Source organism: Micromonospora sp. NPDC049359, from assembly GCF_044466585.1.
Classification (GTDB): domain Bacteria; phylum Actinomycetota; class Actinomycetes; order Mycobacteriales; family Micromonosporaceae; genus Micromonospora.
In genome coordinates, this window is the sequence record NZ_JBITMW010000006.1 from 118372 (window position 1) to 134434 (window position 16063).

The following is a 16063-nucleotide window of genomic DNA, read 5'->3' on the forward strand; positions in this document are numbered from 1 at the left end:
GCCGCCCTCCCGATCAGCCGAATCTATCGGGATGTGACAGACCTTTCGGGCTTTTCCGGCGTCCGGGGAGGTCGTCCGGGAGCGCTCAGGGGAGCGTGAAGGGCAGTTTGATGCCGTCCAACGCCCGACCACACGCGCAGTCCTGCTCGGCGGGGAGCGCGGCCAACGCGTCCAGCAGCACGTCCCGCAGCCGGTCGGTGTTGGCCGCGAACACCCGGAACACCTCCTCCTGGGTCACCGTCTCGCCCGCCTGCACCCCGGCGTCCAGGTCGGTGATCAGCGCGATGGAGGAGTAGCAGAGCGCCATCTCCCGGGCGAGCACCGCCTCCGGGTGGCCAGTCATGTTGACGACAGTGCCGCCGATCGACGCGTACCAGCGGGACTCGGCACGGGTGGAGAACCGGGGGCCCTCGACCACCACCACGGTCCCGCCGTCCACCGCCGTGACGTCCCGCCCGGCCGCCGCCGTGAGCAGGGCGTGCCGGCCCTTCGGGCAGTACGGGTCGGCGAACGGCACGTGCACCGCGCCCTCGTCGTAGTAGGTCTGCACCCGTCTGCTGGTGCGGTCGACGAGTTGGTCCGGCACCACGAACGTGCCCGGGCCCAGCTCCGGGCGTAGCCCGCCGACCGCGCACGGCGCCAACACCTGTCGTACGCCGAGCGAGCGCAGCGCCCACAGGTTGGCCCGGTACGGGATTCGGTGCGGTGGGAACCGGTGGTCGGAACCGTGCCGGGGCAGGAACGCGACCCGTCGCCCGGCCACCTCCGCGATGGTCACCGCGTCCGACGGTGGGCCGTAAGGGGTGCCCAGCTCATGGGGGGTGCCGTCGAGGAGCGCGTACAGCCCCGAGCCGCCGATCACCGCGAGGTCCGCCGTCGGTGCCATAGAACCTCCGTCGCAACTGTCCGATCACCCGCCGCTCAGACCTTAGCCAGCGCCCGGGACGCAGGCTATGGTGCCAGGCATGGCGTTGACAGCGCGGCTGATACCGATGCACCGTGCGGAGGCGGCGGATGACGGATCCCGGGTGCGGGCTCACGGCTGACGGGTAGGTGGGATGCAGGGAGAGGGCCAGGCGATCGGCGGACGAGCGATGGAGTTGATGACCGGGCGGCTGCTGGTCGCGACTCCGGCGCTCAAGGACCCGAACTTCGACCGTACGGTGGTGCTGCTGGTCGCCCACGAGCCGGGCGGCGCGCTCGGCGTCGTCCTGAACCGGGCGACCGAGGTGCCGGTGGCCGAGGTGCTGGGCGACTGGAGCGACCTGGCTCGCCACCCGGCGGTGCTCTTCGAGGGCGGCCCGGTGCAACCCGACTCGGCGATCTGCCTGGCCCGGATGCGGCAGCCGCTACGGCGACTCAAGGGCTTCCACCAGGTGTCCGGGGCGGTCGGCACGATCGACCTCTCCGTCGACCCGGAGAAGCTGCGCGAGAGCATCGGAGGCATCCGGGTGTTCGCCGGCTACTCCGGCTGGGGCAGCGGCCAGTTGGAGCAGGAGATCGCCGACGGGTCCTGGTTTGTGCTGGACGCCCTGCCCGGCGACGCCTTCGTCGACCGCCCCGACGACCTGTGGCCGATGGTGCTGCGCCGGCAGGGCGGGATGATGGCCGCCGTCGCCCACTTCCCGCCGGACGTGGCGCTGAACTGACCCCGCCCCGGTGGGGACCCCGCGAGATGACCATGCGGGCGGGTCTGTGTATAGTTTCCCAGTGCCCGGGCGACCGGGGCGAGGCAAGGGGCCGTGGCGCAGCTGGTAGCGCACCACACTGGCAGTGTGGGGGTCAGGGGTTCGAGTCCCCTCGGCTCCACCCTTGTTTGTGCAGCTCAGCGGCTTGGTCGGGGATACCGATCAGGCCGCTGAGCTGTTTCGCGTGGTACCTCGCCCGATCGGGGCGCTCAGGGGAGTCTGCGGCGGAACTGTCGGTAGCCGGACGATGAAGGTCGCCCCGGCGCCGGGCCGGCTGTCGGTGGAGATCGTCCCGCCGTGGCTGGTGACCACCTCCTTCACCAGGGCCAGGCCCAGACCGAAGCGGCGGTCCGCGGCCCCGGCGCCGCGGTGGAAACGGTCGAAGAGGTGTGACGCGTCGGCGGGGTCGAAGCCGGCTCCGCTGTCCATGACCACCAGGTCCGCGCCCCGGCGCGAGGTGTGCAGTGCGACGTCGATGCGACCGCCGGTCGGGGTGTGGGTGAGGGCGTTGGCGAGCAGTTCGCCGACCACGCGGCGCAGGGCCGAGGCGATGCCGCAGACGAGAACCGGGGTGTCCGGGACGGTCATGTGCAGCTGGACGCCCTGCTCCCCGGCGCGGTCGGCCTCGCAGTCGACGGCCTGGGCGGTGAGGAGGGCCAGGTTGACGGGCTCGGCGGGGTGCCGGTCGACCGGGGTGGCGGCGAGGCGGGCAGAGAGTAGGAGCTCGTCGACGATCTCACCGAGCCGGCCGGTGGTCTCGATCAGGCGGTCGTAGTCGGCACGGTCGGCGCCGGCGCGGCGGGCCAGGATCTGGGCGCGGGTGTGTACCTGAGCGATGGGGGTGCGCAACTCGTGGCTGGCGTCGGCGACGAACCGGCGTTGCCGGCCGAGCGCCTCGGCGAGCGGCGCCACGGCTCGGCGGCCCACGGCGATGCCCGTGAGCGCTGCCGCGGCGAGGCCGACGATCGCGGCGAGGAGGAAGGCGGCGAGCAGGTGACGCCGGTCGGAGAGCTGGAAACGCGCGTCGAACACCGCTTGCACGACTCCCGTGCCGCGGGGCTGGGTGCGGACGTAGTAGGTCGTGCCGTTGCGGTCGACCTTGTCGCTGTGGACCTGGCCGTCGAGGGCCGCCGCGTCGATGGCGGACCGCAGGGGGAAGCCCGGCGGGGGCGGGTTCCGGCCCAGGTCGATGCGGCCGCCGTCGGACAGGATGATCCAGCTGCAGGCCGGCGGTCCGTTGATGGTGCCGTGGACCACGCCGTAGCTGAGCTCGCGTTCGATCTGTTCGTGCTGGTTGTGCAGCAGAGCGACGTAGGAGATGGCGGCGCCCAGGGCGAGTAGCGCCGTCATCGTGAGTCCGACGAGCAGGCTGACCCGAGCCCTGGCCCGGCGCAGCATGGTGTCCTCGAAACTCACAGGGTCCCCAGCTTGTAGCCGAGACCGTGGACGGTCCGGATCACCGAGCGGCCGAGCTTGCGGCGCAGGTAGTAGACGTACGTGTCGACCAGGGACGCCGCGGCGGCCTCGTCGAAGACCCGGCTGCGCAACTCGGAGCGGGAGTGGACGGTGAGCGGCCGGGCCGCGAGCACCCGGAGCAACTCGAACTCGCGTGCGGAGAGGGCGACCCGGGTGCCGTCGGGCAGGACGGCGTCGCGGGCGGAGAGGTCGAGCTGGCCCGACCCGAATCGCAGCACCTCGGTGGAGTCGGTGGTCCGGCGGCAGAGTGCCCGGATTCGGGCGCTCAGCTCGTCCAGGTCGAAGGGCTTCGTGAGGTAGTCGTCGGCGCCCGCGTCGAGGCCGGCGACCCGGTCCTCGATGGTGCCGAGCGCGGTCAGCAGCAGCGCCCGGGCGGCCACCGCCCGGGAGCGCAGCCGCACGACCAGGTCCAGCCCGTCGAGGGCGGGTAGGCGTCGGTCGATCACCATCACGTCGTACGGCCGGGTGAGCCCCAGGTGCAGACCGCGCTGGCCGTCGGGGGCCTGGTCGACGACGTATCCCTCGCCGGTCAGCGTCTCGGCCACCATCCCGCGTAGCTCCGAGTCGTCCTCGACGAGCAGGAGTCGATTCATGTATAGATAGTGACACCGGCAGATCGAGATGTCTCTATGTCTCGGAAAACTTGTCGTCGCAAACAACAATCTACGGGGTTCCGGCGGTGACGAGCGAGGGCGCAGCGGCGCGAGTGCGGGCCTCGCGCCGCTCGATCCAGCTCAGCAGCGGTGTCGTCATCAGCGTCGTGATGAGCGCGACCAGCACCAACACCGTGAAGAGCGACGGGTTGACGATGCCCGCCTCCAGACCCACGTTGAGCGCGATCAGCTGCATCAGGCCACGGGCGTTCATCAGGGCGCCGACGCGCAGGGCGACCCCGTTCGGCTCACCGCGCATCCGGGCCGCGGCCCAGCAGGCGCCGTACTTGCCGGCGATCGCCACGGCCACACACGCGGCGGCGAATCCGAGGACGGCGGGATTGCCCAGCAGCGCGAACTCGGTGCGCAGCCCGGAGTAGGTGAAGAACAGCGGCAGGAACACCGTCGCGGCGATCGGCGACAGCGTGTCGACCACCTTGTCGGTCTGCTCGGAGCGCGGCATCACCACGCCGACCGCGAAGGCGCCGAAGACCGCGTAGAGCCCGATCTCGTCGGTGTACCAGGCGACCAGGAAGAGCAGCGCCACCGTGCCGAGCAGCCGCGCGCGGTCGCCCGGGAACCCCATCACGTAGCCGGTCACCCGCCGCCCACCCAGCCACAGCGCCACCCCGAACAGCACCGCGCCACCCGCGGTGACCAGGGCCGGGCCGGCTTCGCCCGAGGCGAACGCCAGCACCACCGCCAGCATGATCCACGCGACCATGTCGTCGATCGCGCCGCTGGCCAGGGCGAGCATCCCATGCCGGGTACCGGTCTGGCCGCGCTCGGTGATTATCCGGGCAAGCATCGGAAAGGCCGTGATCGCCAGTGCCACGCCGACGAACGCCGCGGACACGCCGAGCGACACGTCGTCCGCACGGATCGGTACGAAGCCCGCCACGCCCAGGACCAGCAGGATGCCCAACACCAGCGGCGCGGTGACACCCGCGAGCGACACCGCTCCCGCCGTGCCGGCGAGATTGTTCAGCCGGTGGGAGGTGAAGGCGTATCCGGCCTGGAACATGAACAGCACCAGGCCGACCTGGCCGACCACGTACAGGATCGGCAGCAGCGGCGCGGGAAAGAGCGCGGCCTGCGCGCCCGGCCAGAGCAGGCCGAGCAGCGACGGGCCGAGCAGCACCCCGGCGAGCATCTCGCTCACGACGGCGGGCTGGCCCACCTTGCCGAGGAGCCAGGCGACCAGCTTGCAGAAGAGCAGGATGACCGCGACCGCGATGAAGAACCGCGGGGCGAGTTGAGTGGGCGTCACGAGCCGACCTCCTCGAAGAATCGGGTGCACAATTTCTGTCGTCGGGCGTCGACGACCATCCACGTCCCGCAGACCAGTTGCTTCACCGAGCGGCCCACGTCGAAGAGCCGGTCGCGCTGCCGCATGAGAGCGAGCCGCTTGCGGCCGGGCCCCGGAAGGCCCCGGGGCGTCAGGTACGCCGGACCGCGACTGGGCAGCGACCGGGTGTGCGCTGCCGACGAGCTGACCGAGAAGCGCCGTAGCACCTCCCGGGTCGCCGCGCGGAGCTGGACCGGTGCCGCGCCGCGCGCTGGACAGGCCCGGTTGGCGTTCACGCCGTACGGGATGAAGTGCGCGTCCTGCCGACGCAACGACAGCCAGCGGTCCGGGTCGAACTCGTCGTCGGCGGCGGGACCGGTGCGTTGGTACGCCGGGTAGTTGAAGAGCAGCACCGACCCGGTGGGGAGGGCGTGATCTCCCACGGTGATCGGTCCGGAGGTGATCCGGTGTGCGATACCGAACAGCGGATACACGCGGAGCGTCTCGTCGATGATCCGGTCGAGGGAGTCGTCCGACGTGTCCTCGACGGACCGGGCGCACAGCAGGATGTGTGTCATGGCCTCCGACATCTGCACCACGGCCGTGTTGAAGAATGCGCCCTGCAGGTACCAGGCGGTCTCCAGGGCGGTGAAGGGCGGCGGCAGCACGACCGGGCACGTCCCCGCGTCGATCCGGTCCAGCAGGTAGCGGGTCAGCCGATCCCGCCGGGACATGTGCCGCAGACCCATCCCCTTCAGCGCGGTGACCACGTCGTCCGCGTTCGCCACGACGAGGTCCCGCACCTCGCGCGGGCAGGCCGCGCCGAACACCAGCTCGTACGAGACCTCGGCCCAGATCGGCATCATCAGGTCCCGGAGCCGTACGTGGCTGATCCGGTCGGTCGGAAGAGCGTCGAGGATCCGCCGGGTCGCGGCCGTCGCCAGTTCGTCGGAGCGCGGGTGGGGGACGGCCAGCACCTGACGTGTCGTCCGCGCGACCGTCTTGTACCGCTCACCGGGCTCAAGGTGCTCCTGATGCATGTGCGGGCCGGGCGCGAGCCAGTACCAGAACAGGTCCGACAGGCCCGCCCCGCGGCTGCGCCCGTCGGCGGCCGGGTCGCCGTAGACCCGCTCGAAGTCCTCCGGCCCCACCAGCGGCCCGGGGATGGGAACGCCCTCGGTCCCATTGACCCGTTGGAAGATCCACTCTCGGAGGTCGACCACGGCCTTCACCGGGTCACCACCACATCCGGCGTCAGGTCGGCCGGTCGCCGCGCTCCGGCCAGGGCGAGGGCATGATCCAGCTCGCCTGTGATCCGTTCGAGCACCTCCCGTACGCCCACCGACCCGGCCGCCGCGAGCCCCCGCACCACCGGCCGCCCCACCAGCACCGCCCGCGCTCCGAGCGCCAGCGCGACCACCACGTCGGTGCCGCCGCGCACACCCCCGTCGAGCAGCACCGGAAGCTGCCCCTGCACGGCTGCCACCACCGCGGGCAGCGCGTCGAGCGTGGGAACCGTCCCGTCGAGCTGTCGTCCGCCGTGGTTGGACACGATCACACCGGCGGCACCGTGCTGGACCGCGAGGCGGGCGTCCGCGGGATGCAGGATTCCTTTGAGCAGGATCGGTAGTCCCGTGACACCGCGCAGCCACCCGATCCGGTCCCACCCCGCCGTCGCGTCCATCGCGATCGAACGCACCCGCCCTGTCGCGTCGCGCATGTTCTCGCAGGCGTAGCCGGGCGGCAGGTCCGTGAAGCCGTTGCGTTGGTCACGCTCGCGCCTTCCGAACACCGGAGAGTCCACGGTCACCACCAGCGCCTGGCAGCCCGCCGATTCGGCGCGCTTGACCACGTACTCCGTGAAGTCGAGGTCGGGTTGCGGGTACAGCTGGAACCACAGCGTCCCGCCGGCCGCCGCGATCTTCTCGACCGGTTGGGTGGCGGCCATGCTCACCACCATCGCCGTGCCGGCCGCCGCAGCCCCCCGCGCGGTGGCCACCTCGCCCTCGGGATGCGCGAGCCGATGGAAGGCCGTCGGAGCGACCAGCACCGGTGCGGCCAGCGACGTACCGGCCACCGTGGTCCGCAGGTCGCGCTCGCCGGTCGCCCGGAGCACCCGGGGCACGAGCCACCGTCGCGCGAAGGCCTCCTCGTTGCCGGCCAGGGTGCGCTCCCGCCCGGCGCCGCCCTCGAAGAAGTCCTGGTGGACGGGGTCCATGTCAGCCCTCGGCACCGGACAGGCAACGGCGGAGAAACTCCTCGAGTGGCCCAACGTGGACGTCCGGCCGATCCCACCGGTTCTCCAGGTTCTCGGCAAGGTGGTGGGTGCTGATCAACTGGCCATCGCGGTGGTAACGGACCACCGGGTGCAGGTACGCCGCGTCGTGCGCCTGCCCCACGACATCCTGGGCGACCCGGGACACGGTGATGTCGAACGGGTCGACCTGGTCGTGGTCGGGCCCGTACTCCAGCGTGACGACGAATGCCTGGTCGTACTCGTGGTCGGCGGTGTGCAGGCCCGTCGACACGAGGTAGTCCACCGGCACCTCCTCGTGGTACCGGGCCTCGTCTCCGGCGACGGTGAGCACGTCGGCGAGGAACCCGAACTGCTGCCACAGGGCCGAGCTGCGGTTGACCCTTGCGATGACGGCCGCGGTCATGGCCGCCGGCTCGGCGGCGAGCCTGTCCGACGGCCAGTCCGTGGCGTCGTACCGGCGGGAGAGGATCCGGTGCAGAGCGCGTACGGCGTAGCGGAAGCCGTGCACGAAACCGCTCGTGGACTTCTTGAAGTCGCGTACCTGCGAGATCGTCCCGGCGAAGAACAGCCCCGGCACGTTCACCGACTCCCACGCTTCGGTCTGGGCCGGGAATCGGTCCCTGATGGCGAGCTGGGGTCGGGCCGAGGAATCGAAGATCGAGGCATCGAACCGGAATCCGGTACACGCCAGCACCCGGTCGTAGTGCAGTTCCTTCACGACCTCGTTGGCCCGGGAGAAGCTGAACGTGACTTTGTACCCCGTACCGTCGCGCTCGATGCTCTTGATCGTGCCGTCGAGGATCGCGTTCGCGGACTTGAGCTGATAGGTGTCCAGGAAGTTGTTGTTCACCGCGCGCAGGTGCCCGACGTAGTGGGTACGCCACGCCATCCGGACCGAGCTGGGCCCTGCGACGTGGATCAGTGTCGTGGTCTCCATGAGGCTGTCGGCGGTCTCGAAGGCGGAGTTGCCCTTGCCGATGATGAGAACCTTCTGGTCGAGATAGTCACGCGGCTCGACGCTCATCACGTCGTACCCCTCGGCCAGCTCGAATCCGGCGATGTCCGGCTCGTAGGTCTTCGAGACGCCGGTGGCGACGATCACCGCGCGGGCCTCCCAGCGCCGCTCGCCGGCCTCGACCGTGAAGACGTCGTCCTGCTTGGACACCCGGGTCACCCGGGTGCCGTACCTGACCTTGACGCCCGTCTTCGCGGCGAAGTCCGCGAGGTAGCGCACCATCACGTCGGCATCCGGGAAGTACCGCTCGGTGTACTGCGTGAACAGCAGCGCCGGATCGTCGGTGAGCAGGGAGTTCCAGTCGAGCCGCAGATTCAGCTCAGGATCGTCCGTGCCGGTGTGCGGCTTGTTGATCGAGATGAGTGTCCGGTGCCGCGGATAGGTGGCGAAGAACGCCCCCGGCCCGTCGGCGCCCTCCAGCACCAGATAGTCGCGCGTGCCGTCGGCTTCGAGCAGGGCGGCGAGCTGAAGACCGGCCGGACCGGCCCCGATGATCAGGTAATCAAGCATCACGGCGCTCACCGTACGAGTCGGAAATCAGAGATTTTTCAAGCTCTTCCAGAATCGCGACCGCCGTTCGTACGTCCCCGTCGAGTGGTCGGTCCGGGTCGACCGGGGGTATCGCCTCCTCCAGGGCCCGCAGAGCACGGTCGCAGCCCACCGCCGTCGGGCGGCGCGCTCCGACATGCACCGCCTGGCGCAGACCCAGTCCGAGCGAACCGGTGATCAGGCGCAGGAGTTCCGCCTGGTCCAGGGCGCGGAGCGCGGCCTGGGTGCCGAGCGGGATGACGTCCTGGTTGTGCAGGTTGGTGGGGAGGCTCTGCGCGCTCGCGGGCACGGTGTCCCGTCTGATCTCGGTGATGAGCGCCGTCGACGCGAGCTGGACGCCCTGTAACCCGTGCTGCTGCCCCGGCCCCGCCGCGAGCATCGGCGGCAGCCCGCCGTTGCGACCCGGATCCACCAGCAGGTCGAGCTGGCGCTCCGCGAGGTTGCCGATCTGGGCGATCACCATGGACAGGACGTCGGCGGCGAAGGCGGCGGGCTGACCGAAGAAGTTACCGCCGTGCACGACCTTGTCGTCGTCCGGAAAGAACAGCGGGTTGTCGCTCACCCCGCCGAGGTCGGCCGCCACGACGCCGTCCACGTAGCGCAGGGCGTCCTCGGCCGCTCCGAGCAACTGCGGCGCGCAGCGGATGCTGTACGGCTCCTGCAGGGGTCTGCTGCCGGACGGCCGCAGCCCGGCACAGGTCGCCCGCATCGCGGCGCCGACGTCGATGGCGCCGGAGTGGCCGTAGGCGGCCAGCAGGGCGGGGTCGAGGAACTGCGGGTCGCTGCCGAGCAGGTCCGCGAGGAGGCACGTCAGCGTCTGGACCACACGGTGCGCGGTGCGGACCCGGGCCAGGGCGAGGGTCAGCGCCGCGGTGGTCAGCGACGTGCCGTTGACGAGCGCGAGCGCGTCCCGGCCGTCGAGCGGCAGCGGCTCCAGCCCGGCCTTCGTCAGCGCGTCCCCGGCAGGCATCCGGACGCCGTCCACATAGGCGTGTCCACGGCCGCGCAGCGCCTGGGCGGCGGCACCGAGCGGGATCAGATCGCCGCTGGCGCCCACCGAGCCGAGCCGGGGCATCGCCGGCGTGAACGTCGTGCCGAGCATGGCCGCGAGCGCGTCGATCACGTGCGGCGAGACCCCGGACGCGCCCCGGGCCAGGGACCAGGCGCGGACCAGCAGCGTCGCGCGTACGACATCCGGGGCGAGGTCGGGTCCCTGACCCGCGCCGAGGTGGGCGAGGGTGTTGTCGGCCTGGTCGCGTTGGTCGGCTCGGCCCGCGTACCCCACCAGCGCCCCGAAGCCGGTGGTGGCGCCGTAGATGGCCCGGTCGTCGCCGAGTGCCTTGCCGAGGAACGTCCGGCCGCTCGTCACCCGGCCGCGCACCTCGTCGCTGATCACGAGCGTGACCGGGCCGGCCGCGAGGCGCAGGTCGGCGGGGCGCAGCGGTGCTGCCAGATCCACCTGAATCGTCATGGAACCGGATGCTAGAAACAGTTTCTCAGAGCGCTCTGAAATCGCCTCAGTACATTTCGCCGCATGACGCACGATTGCCTGATCATCGGAGCCGGACCGGCGGGTTTGCAGCTCGCGGCCCTGCTCGAGCGCGACGGTCACGACTATGTGGTGCTGGAGGGCGGCCCCCGTCCGGGCATGTTCTTCGAGACCTATCCCCGGCACCGCCAGTTGATCTCGATCAACAAGGTGTGGACCGGCTCGGCGGACCCCGAGTTCAATCTACGGTCGGACTGGAACTCGCTGCTGTCCGACGATCCGGCGCTGCTGTTCAAGAACTACAGCACGCGTTACTTCCCCGCCGCTGAGGATCTGGTGCGTTATCTCGCCGACTTCGCGCGAGGTCTGCGCGTCCGTTACGACACCCGGGTAACGGCGGTGTCGAAGACCGGTGACGTGTTCACGGTGCAGGCCGGCGACCAGGTCTTCAAGGCCCGCAGAGTCGTCGTCGCCACCGGCGTCTCCCAGCTCTACGTGCCGCCGATCGAGGGCGTGGAACTGGTCGAACGCTACGACACGGTGAGCGTCGACCCCGCCGATTTCGTCAACCAGCGGGTGTTGATCGTCGGTAAGGGAAACTCGGCATTCGAGACCGCTGACGCGCTGATCGAGACCGCCGCGACGATTCATGTCGCCGGACCGCACTCCATCAGGCTGGCCTGGCAGACCCATTACGTCGGTCACCTGCGCGCGGTGAACAACAACTTCCTGGACACCTATCAGTTGAAGTCGCAGAACGCCGTCCTGGACGGCACGGTGGAGCGGATCAGTCAGCGGGAGGGCGGCGGGTACCGGGTGCTCTTCCGGTACGCCCGGACGGTCGAGAATCTGCGCGAACTCGAGTACGACCGGATCATCCTCTGCACCGGGTTCCGCTTCGACGCGTCCCTCTTCGCCGAGTCGGCCCGGCCGGAGTTGGTCATCAACGATCGGTTCCCGGCGCAGACCCCGGCCTTCGAGTCGGTGAACGTTCCCGGCCTCTACTTCGCCGGCACCCTCAGTCAGCAGCGTGACTTCAAGAAGTCCACGAACGGCTTCATCCACGGCTTCCGCTACGCCACCCGGGCACTGCACCACATCATCCGCGAGCGGCACCACGGTGAGCCCTGGCCGTCCCGGCAGGTCGCGCTGACGCCGGAGGCGATCGCCGCCTCGATCATCGCCCGGATCAACGTGACCTCGGCGCTGTGGCAGCAGTTCTCGGTGCTCGGCGACGTGATCACGGTCGAGGGCGAGGCCGCCCGCTACCGGCAGGAGGTGCCGGTCGCCTATCTGCGGGACGCGGAGCCGGACGTGTTCGCGCTCGTGATCACCCTCGAGTACGGCCCCGACCACGACCACGTCGACCCGTTCGACATCACCGTGCCGCGCCCGGCCGAGAACGACGCGACGGCCGCCCAGGACGCCACCTACCTCCACCCGGTGGTGCGGGTGTGGCGCGACGGGCAGGTCGTCGCCGAGCACCACCTGGCGGAGAACCTGGAGAACACCTGGGACCTGCCGACCGTGCATCAGCAGCCCCTTGAGGTCTTCGTCAAGGGTGTCCTCGCCGATGCCCGCTGACGTCTGGCCGCAACCAGTCCTGGACCTCCTGAGCGCCGGCGGGGACCGGCCGGTCTTCGAGGACGGGCCGGTCGTCACGACCGCGTCGGAGATGGCGGGGCTGATCCGGCGTATCGCGGCCGGGCTGCGCTCGTGCGGCGCGGGGCCGGGCGTGGGTGTCACGCTCGACCTGCCGGTCACCGCCGCGGCCTTCGCCGCCACGGTTGCCGCCTTCGCCGTGGGCGCGCGGGTGTCCGGGTGGCGTGCGGACCTGAGCCCGGCACAACTGTCCGGCTCCCTCGTGGTCGACCCGACTCGGCTGGCCTCGTTCACCGAGCAGCCTGACGACGGGCTGGCACTCGTCGCGGCGGGACGGGCCGAGGATCCCGCACGGATCATCTGGACCAGTGGGAGCACGGGAACACCGAAGGGCGTGGTCCAGACCTACGCCGCCATGTCGGCGTCCTGGGTCCCGTACCCGGACCGGTGGCCCCCGGCCGTCGCCGAACTGGCCACCCGGATGCAGCGCTACCTGGTCTTCGGCTCGCTGGCCAGTCAGGTGATGCTGGAGTACGGCATCCTCTCCCTCGTGGCGGGCGGCACCCTCGTCGTGGCGCCCCGGCCGGTCTTCCCGGACGCCCTGGTCGAACACCGGGCCACGGCGAGCGTGATCACGGTCGGCAAGCTGCACCAGTTGATCCGGGACCAGCGCTCCCACCCGGTGGACCTGCGTCACCTGCGGGCGCTGATGGTCTCCGGCTCGCCCCTCGCGCCGGGCCGACTGGCCGAGGCGCTCGACGTGCTGGGTCCGGTGCTCTTCCACGGCTACGGCCAGACCGAGACGTCGATGATCGCGATGGTGACCCCCGCCGAGATGCTGACCGACCCCGCCACCCTCGCCACGGTCGGCCGCCCGGCCGTGGAGGTCGCTCTTCGCGACGGGGAGATCTACGTCCGCACACCCGCGCAGGCATCGTCGTACTGGCAGGACCCGGACGAGTCGGCCGAGGTGTTCGTGGACGGCTGGGTGCGGACCCGTGACCTGGGTGAACTCGACGCCGACGGTTACCTGCGGCTGCTCGGGCGCACCCGGGACGTGATCATCATCAACGCGCAGTTGGTCCATGCCGGAGCGGTGGAGCGGGCGCTCGCCGCTGACCCCACGATCGCCGAGGCGTACGTCGTCGGCGATTCGGACGAGGCGACCGGCGAGGCCGTGCACGCGTTCGTGGTGCCGGCGGCCGGGAGGACACCCGATCCGGACCTGCTGCGCAAGCTCGTGGCCGCACAGGTGGGCGACCTCGCGGTGCCGCGCACCGTCACGGTCATCGACCGGGTCCCGCTCGCCGCCAGCGGCAAACCCGACAAGAGTCAACTCCGACAGCTCCGGTAGCGGAGTTGCGCGAGACGCCCTGACCGAGGCGGCGGTCAGGGCGTCTCGCCGTCGGGCTACTGGCCGAAGCGCGCCCGGATGTCGTACTCGTAGGACGCCTTCTGCCAGATCACCGAGAAGCGGCCGGTCGGGCTGGACGCCGGCTGCGCGTACCGCCCGTCGGGGGCGATGATCTCGTCCGCCCCGAACGTGCCGTCCTGGCCGATCGTCCGGGCGTGCACCTGCGTGGTGGAGACGTCCGGACCCCAAGCCTGCCAGGTGACCAGGCCGTCGCCGTCGTCGTCCAGGGCGACCTTCGGCCAGTCGCCGACGCCGAGCCGGGTGACCGTGCCGAGCACTCCGGTGGAGGAGATCGAGCGGGCGAAGACCTGGATACCCTCGGGAGTCCAGCGGCCCCAGGTCAGCACCGCGTCGCCGTCGAGATCGCCGGCGAGTTCGTCGAAGAGGCTCAGCTCGTGGGCGGCCGGCGAGACGCTGAGGACGCTGCCCAACGTGTCGGCGTGGCTGTAGTGCCGGGCCCGCAGGCGGGGCGGCTCACCCGCCTTGGACCACCGGTAGCTGATCACCGCATCGCCGTCCCGGTCCACGGCGAGCGAGACGCTGGCGTACCTAACATCGGTGGCCCGTCCGGCGATGACGCGCAGCGGCGCGACCCCCTCCGGGCGGACCCGACGCGCGACGACGCGCTCGTAGCTCTCCGTCCAGGCGACGACGGCGGTCCCGGCGCGGTCGACGCCCACTACCGGCTGGTCCACGCCGACACCGAGGGTCAGCTCGGGGCCGAGGGAGCTGTCCGCGCCGAAGTAGCGGGCCTTCGTCGTGTACGCGCCGTCGCGGATCTCGGTCCAGGTGACCAGCGCCAGCCCTGACGGGTCGACCGCGACGGCCGGACTCACCCCGTGCCACGTGGCGATCATCTGCAGCGGACCCAGCTCGCCGGTGGCGGACACCCGCCGGCCGGCCACGAGGCCGTCCTGCGTCCACACCACGGCCGAGTCGCCGTCGTCGTCGGACGCGACCTTGGGCCAGAAGGCGGACGCGCCGAGCGGCGAGAGCGTCTGGACCGGGCCGGCTGTGCCGTCGACCGAGACGAGCTGCGCCTTCACCTGGTCGTTGCAGCTACTCGCGTTGTTGTCGCAGCCCGCCCAGGCGAGCAGCGAGTCGCCCTGCCGGTCGACCGCCACGAAGGGCTGGTCCAGCCCGCTCCAGCCGGGCTCCGACACGACCTGGATCGGCGACCAGGTGGCCGCCCACGCGGGTGCCGGCACGGCCGCCAGGGCCGCCAACACGCCGACCACGCCGGCGGTGAACTGTCGTGTACGCCGTCGGGTCGCTGTTCTGTCTGGTCCGTGCACCGTCGCCCCCTCGATCGATGAACATGCTTGATCAGGAGGGATGATGCCATCGAGTCACGCGCACCGCTCGTCGAGAACGGCTACGCGAAACGCCCCGACCGGATGGTCCCGGTCGGGGCGTTCTCGACTGTATGTCCGCTAAGAGGCGTATCAGCCCTGGCGGCTCTTCCACTGCGGGTTCGCGCGGTTCACCACGACCACCCGGCCGCGACGACGGACCACCACCGAACCGGGCTTCTGCTTGAGCGCACGCAACGAGCTACGTACCTTCATCTCTGCCTCCTCGGCCTGGGGGTCTGGCCTGAAATCCGTACCGGTTATCGGAACGCCGTTGCCCGCCGCGTGATTCCCAGGCCCCGGGCGTCGAACCTTTGACCTCCCGCGCCCGTACCAGTGGCGGGAGGTTCAAGCCATGAGGGTGCGTCGGATGCTCGTCGTGGTGCTCGTCGTCATGGCGGCGGCACCGCTGGGCGCGGCGCCCGGCTGGGCGCACGGCGCCCCCACCGACCCGGTCAGCCGGGCGGCGGCCTGTGGGCCCGAGGGCCGGTACGCGTCGACCAGCGCCTGCCGGGCGGCCGTGGCGGCCGGCGCGGCGGTGCGCGAATGGGACAACGTACGCGTCGCGGCCATCAACGGTCGGGACCGGGAACGAATCCCGGACGGGGAGCTGTGCAGCGGAGGGCTCTCCGCGTACCAGGGGCTGGACCTGCCCCGGACCGACTGGCCGAGCACCCGGTTGACCACCGGCGTGACGTTCACCTTCCGGTACCGGACCACCATCGAGCACCGGGGCACCTTCCGGCTCTACGTCACCACGCCCGACTACGACCCGCGTAAACGGCTGACCTGGGCAGATCTGGAGCTGCGGCCGTTCCTGACGCGGACCGACCCGCCGGTGCGGGCCGGCGCGTACCAACTGGCCGGTCGGCTGCCCACGGGGCGTACCGGCCGTCACCTGATCTACACGATCTGGCAGAACTCCAACACCCCGGACACCTACTACTCCTGCTCCGACGTGGTCTTCGCCGCCGCGGGCGGGACCGGGACGCGCGCGTCGGCGAAGGCGTCGGCGCGTACCCCCGCGAGCCGGCCGGTCGCCAGCGAGTCGGCGGTGGCGGCGGCGGCCGACCCGGGCGTGCCGGTGGCGTCGGTGCGCGACCTCGACGGCCGGTGGCCGGTGCTGGCCGGCGCGGCCGTCGTGCTGGTCCTGGCGGTACTGGTCGGCGTGGGTCGGCGGCGACGCGACCCCGTCGCGCCGACGGGACCACGGTGCGAGGTGCGCAACCACCGGGCCGGGCGGCGCCGGATCTGGTGACCCGGCCCGCCCGCGATCCGGC

At 71.1% G+C, this 16063-nt stretch carries 14 protein-coding genes and 1 tRNA gene; 5 read left to right on the forward strand and 10 right to left on the reverse strand.

Annotated elements, in window-relative coordinates; translation table 11 throughout:
- Window positions 1-85 precede the first annotated feature (85 nt).
- The gene (locus tag ACIBTX_RS15975; protein WP_396832647.1) at window positions 86-886 is read right to left on the reverse strand and encodes an S-methyl-5'-thioadenosine phosphorylase; all 801 of its coding nucleotides are present in this window, start codon (window positions 884-886) and stop codon (window positions 86-88) included.
- A 172-nt stretch (window positions 887-1058) separates the two neighbouring features.
- On the opposite strand from ACIBTX_RS15975, the gene ACIBTX_RS15980 reads away from it, so the two are divergent.
- Window positions 1059-1649, forward strand: coding sequence for a YqgE/AlgH family protein (locus ACIBTX_RS15980; protein WP_357127995.1), 591 nt, complete (start codon window positions 1059-1061; stop codon window positions 1647-1649).
- An 87-nt stretch (window positions 1650-1736) separates the two neighbouring features.
- Window positions 1737-1809, forward strand: a tRNA-Ala gene (locus tag ACIBTX_RS15985).
- A 41-nt stretch (window positions 1810-1850) separates the two neighbouring features.
- On the opposite strand, the gene ACIBTX_RS15990 is transcribed toward ACIBTX_RS15985, so the two are convergent.
- The 7 genes from ACIBTX_RS15990 to ACIBTX_RS16020 form a co-directional block, all read right to left on the reverse strand.
- The gene (locus ACIBTX_RS15990; RefSeq protein WP_357127988.1) at window positions 1851-3104 is read right to left on the reverse strand and encodes a HAMP domain-containing sensor histidine kinase; all 1254 of its coding nucleotides are present in this window, start codon (window positions 3102-3104) and stop codon (window positions 1851-1853) included.
- On the reverse strand, window positions 3101-3757 hold the full coding sequence (locus ACIBTX_RS15995; protein WP_357127985.1) for a response regulator transcription factor: 657 nt from the start codon (window positions 3755-3757) through the stop codon (window positions 3101-3103). Before ACIBTX_RS15995 ends, ACIBTX_RS15990 begins: the two co-directional genes overlap by 4 nt.
- Window positions 3758-3827: 70 nt before the next feature.
- Window positions 3828-5087, reverse strand: a complete 1260-nt coding sequence (locus ACIBTX_RS16000) for a cation:proton antiporter (protein ID WP_357127982.1) — start codon at window positions 5085-5087, stop codon at window positions 3828-3830.
- Window positions 5084-6328, reverse strand: coding sequence for a cytochrome P450 (locus tag ACIBTX_RS16005; RefSeq protein ID WP_357127979.1), 1245 nt, complete (start codon window positions 6326-6328; stop codon window positions 5084-5086). Before ACIBTX_RS16005 ends, ACIBTX_RS16000 begins: the two co-directional genes overlap by 4 nt.
- 5 nt (window positions 6329-6333) lie before the next feature.
- Window positions 6334-7323 (reverse strand): alpha-hydroxy acid oxidase, encoded by a 990-nt coding sequence (locus tag ACIBTX_RS16010; RefSeq protein ID WP_357127976.1) that lies wholly within the window; start codon window positions 7321-7323, stop codon window positions 6334-6336.
- A 1-nt stretch (window position 7324) separates the two neighbouring features.
- On the reverse strand, window positions 7325-8887 hold the full coding sequence (locus ACIBTX_RS16015; protein ID WP_396832712.1) for an FAD-dependent oxidoreductase: 1563 nt from the start codon (window positions 8885-8887) through the stop codon (window positions 7325-7327).
- Complete coding sequence (locus ACIBTX_RS16020; RefSeq protein ID WP_357127973.1) at window positions 8880-10397, reverse strand: aromatic amino acid ammonia-lyase; 1518 nt, start codon at window positions 10395-10397, stop codon at window positions 8880-8882. The genes ACIBTX_RS16015 and ACIBTX_RS16020 overlap by 8 nt, the downstream gene beginning before the upstream one ends.
- Before the next feature lie 63 nt (window positions 10398-10460).
- Between ACIBTX_RS16020 and ACIBTX_RS16025 the strand changes: the two genes are divergently transcribed.
- A complete protein-coding gene (locus tag ACIBTX_RS16025) occupies window positions 10461-11999 on the forward strand; it encodes an NAD(P)-binding domain-containing protein (RefSeq protein WP_357172830.1) in 1539 nt (512 codons plus the stop codon).
- Complete coding sequence (locus tag ACIBTX_RS16030; protein ID WP_357172833.1) at window positions 11989-13371, forward strand: fatty acid--CoA ligase family protein; 1383 nt, start codon at window positions 11989-11991, stop codon at window positions 13369-13371. The genes ACIBTX_RS16025 and ACIBTX_RS16030 overlap by 11 nt, the downstream gene beginning before the upstream one ends.
- A gap of 56 nt (window positions 13372-13427) precedes the next feature.
- Here ACIBTX_RS16030 and ACIBTX_RS16035 read toward each other — a convergent pair whose 3' ends face one another.
- Both ACIBTX_RS16035 and ACIBTX_RS16040 read right to left on the reverse strand, forming a co-directional pair.
- Window positions 13428-14726 carry a hypothetical protein gene (locus ACIBTX_RS16035; protein WP_357172836.1) on the reverse strand — a complete coding sequence of 433 codons (1299 nt, stop codon included), beginning with the start codon at window positions 14724-14726 and terminating at the stop codon, window positions 13428-13430.
- 150 nt (window positions 14727-14876) lie between these two features.
- Window positions 14877-14999, reverse strand: a complete 123-nt coding sequence (locus tag ACIBTX_RS16040; protein WP_030490864.1) for a 50S ribosomal protein L36 — start codon at window positions 14997-14999, stop codon at window positions 14877-14879.
- Window positions 15000-15138: 139 nt separating this feature from the next.
- On the opposite strand from ACIBTX_RS16040, the gene ACIBTX_RS16045 reads away from it, so the two are divergent.
- Window positions 15139-16041 carry a lytic polysaccharide monooxygenase gene (locus ACIBTX_RS16045; RefSeq protein ID WP_396832648.1) on the forward strand — a complete coding sequence of 301 codons (903 nt, stop codon included), beginning with the start codon at window positions 15139-15141 and terminating at the stop codon, window positions 16039-16041.
- Window positions 16042-16063 lie beyond the last annotated feature (22 nt).

What these genes read in the sequence shown, in the direction of transcription:
- ACIBTX_RS16015 (WP_396832712.1), bottom strand. Translation starts at nt 8,887, where the DNA reads ATGCTTGATTACCTGATCATCGGGGCCGGTCCGGCCGGTCTTCAGCTC.
- ACIBTX_RS15980 (WP_357127995.1), top strand. Translation starts at nt 1,059, where the DNA reads ATGCAGGGAGAGGGCCAGGCGATCGGCGGACGAGCGATGGAGTTGATG.
- ACIBTX_RS16030 (WP_357172833.1), top strand. Translation starts at nt 11,989, where the DNA reads ATGCCCGCTGACGTCTGGCCGCAACCAGTCCTGGACCTCCTGAGCGCC.
- ACIBTX_RS16040 (WP_030490864.1), bottom strand. Translation starts at nt 14,999, where the DNA reads ATGAAGGTACGTAGCTCGTTGCGTGCGCTCAAGCAGAAGCCCGGTTCG.
- ACIBTX_RS16025 (WP_357172830.1), top strand. Translation starts at nt 10,461, where the DNA reads ATGACGCACGATTGCCTGATCATCGGAGCCGGACCGGCGGGTTTGCAG.
- ACIBTX_RS16010 (WP_357127976.1), bottom strand. Translation starts at nt 7,323, where the DNA reads ATGGACCCCGTCCACCAGGACTTCTTCGAGGGCGGCGCCGGGCGGGAG.
- ACIBTX_RS15995 (WP_357127985.1), bottom strand. Translation starts at nt 3,757, where the DNA reads ATGAATCGACTCCTGCTCGTCGAGGACGACTCGGAGCTACGCGGGATG.
- ACIBTX_RS16020 (WP_357127973.1), bottom strand. Translation starts at nt 10,397, where the DNA reads ATGACGATTCAGGTGGATCTGGCAGCACCGCTGCGCCCCGCCGACCTG.
- ACIBTX_RS15975 (WP_396832647.1), bottom strand. Translation starts at nt 886, where the DNA reads ATGGCACCGACGGCGGACCTCGCGGTGATCGGCGGCTCGGGGCTGTAC.
- ACIBTX_RS16045 (WP_396832648.1), top strand. Translation starts at nt 15,139, where the DNA reads ATGAGGGTGCGTCGGATGCTCGTCGTGGTGCTCGTCGTCATGGCGGCG.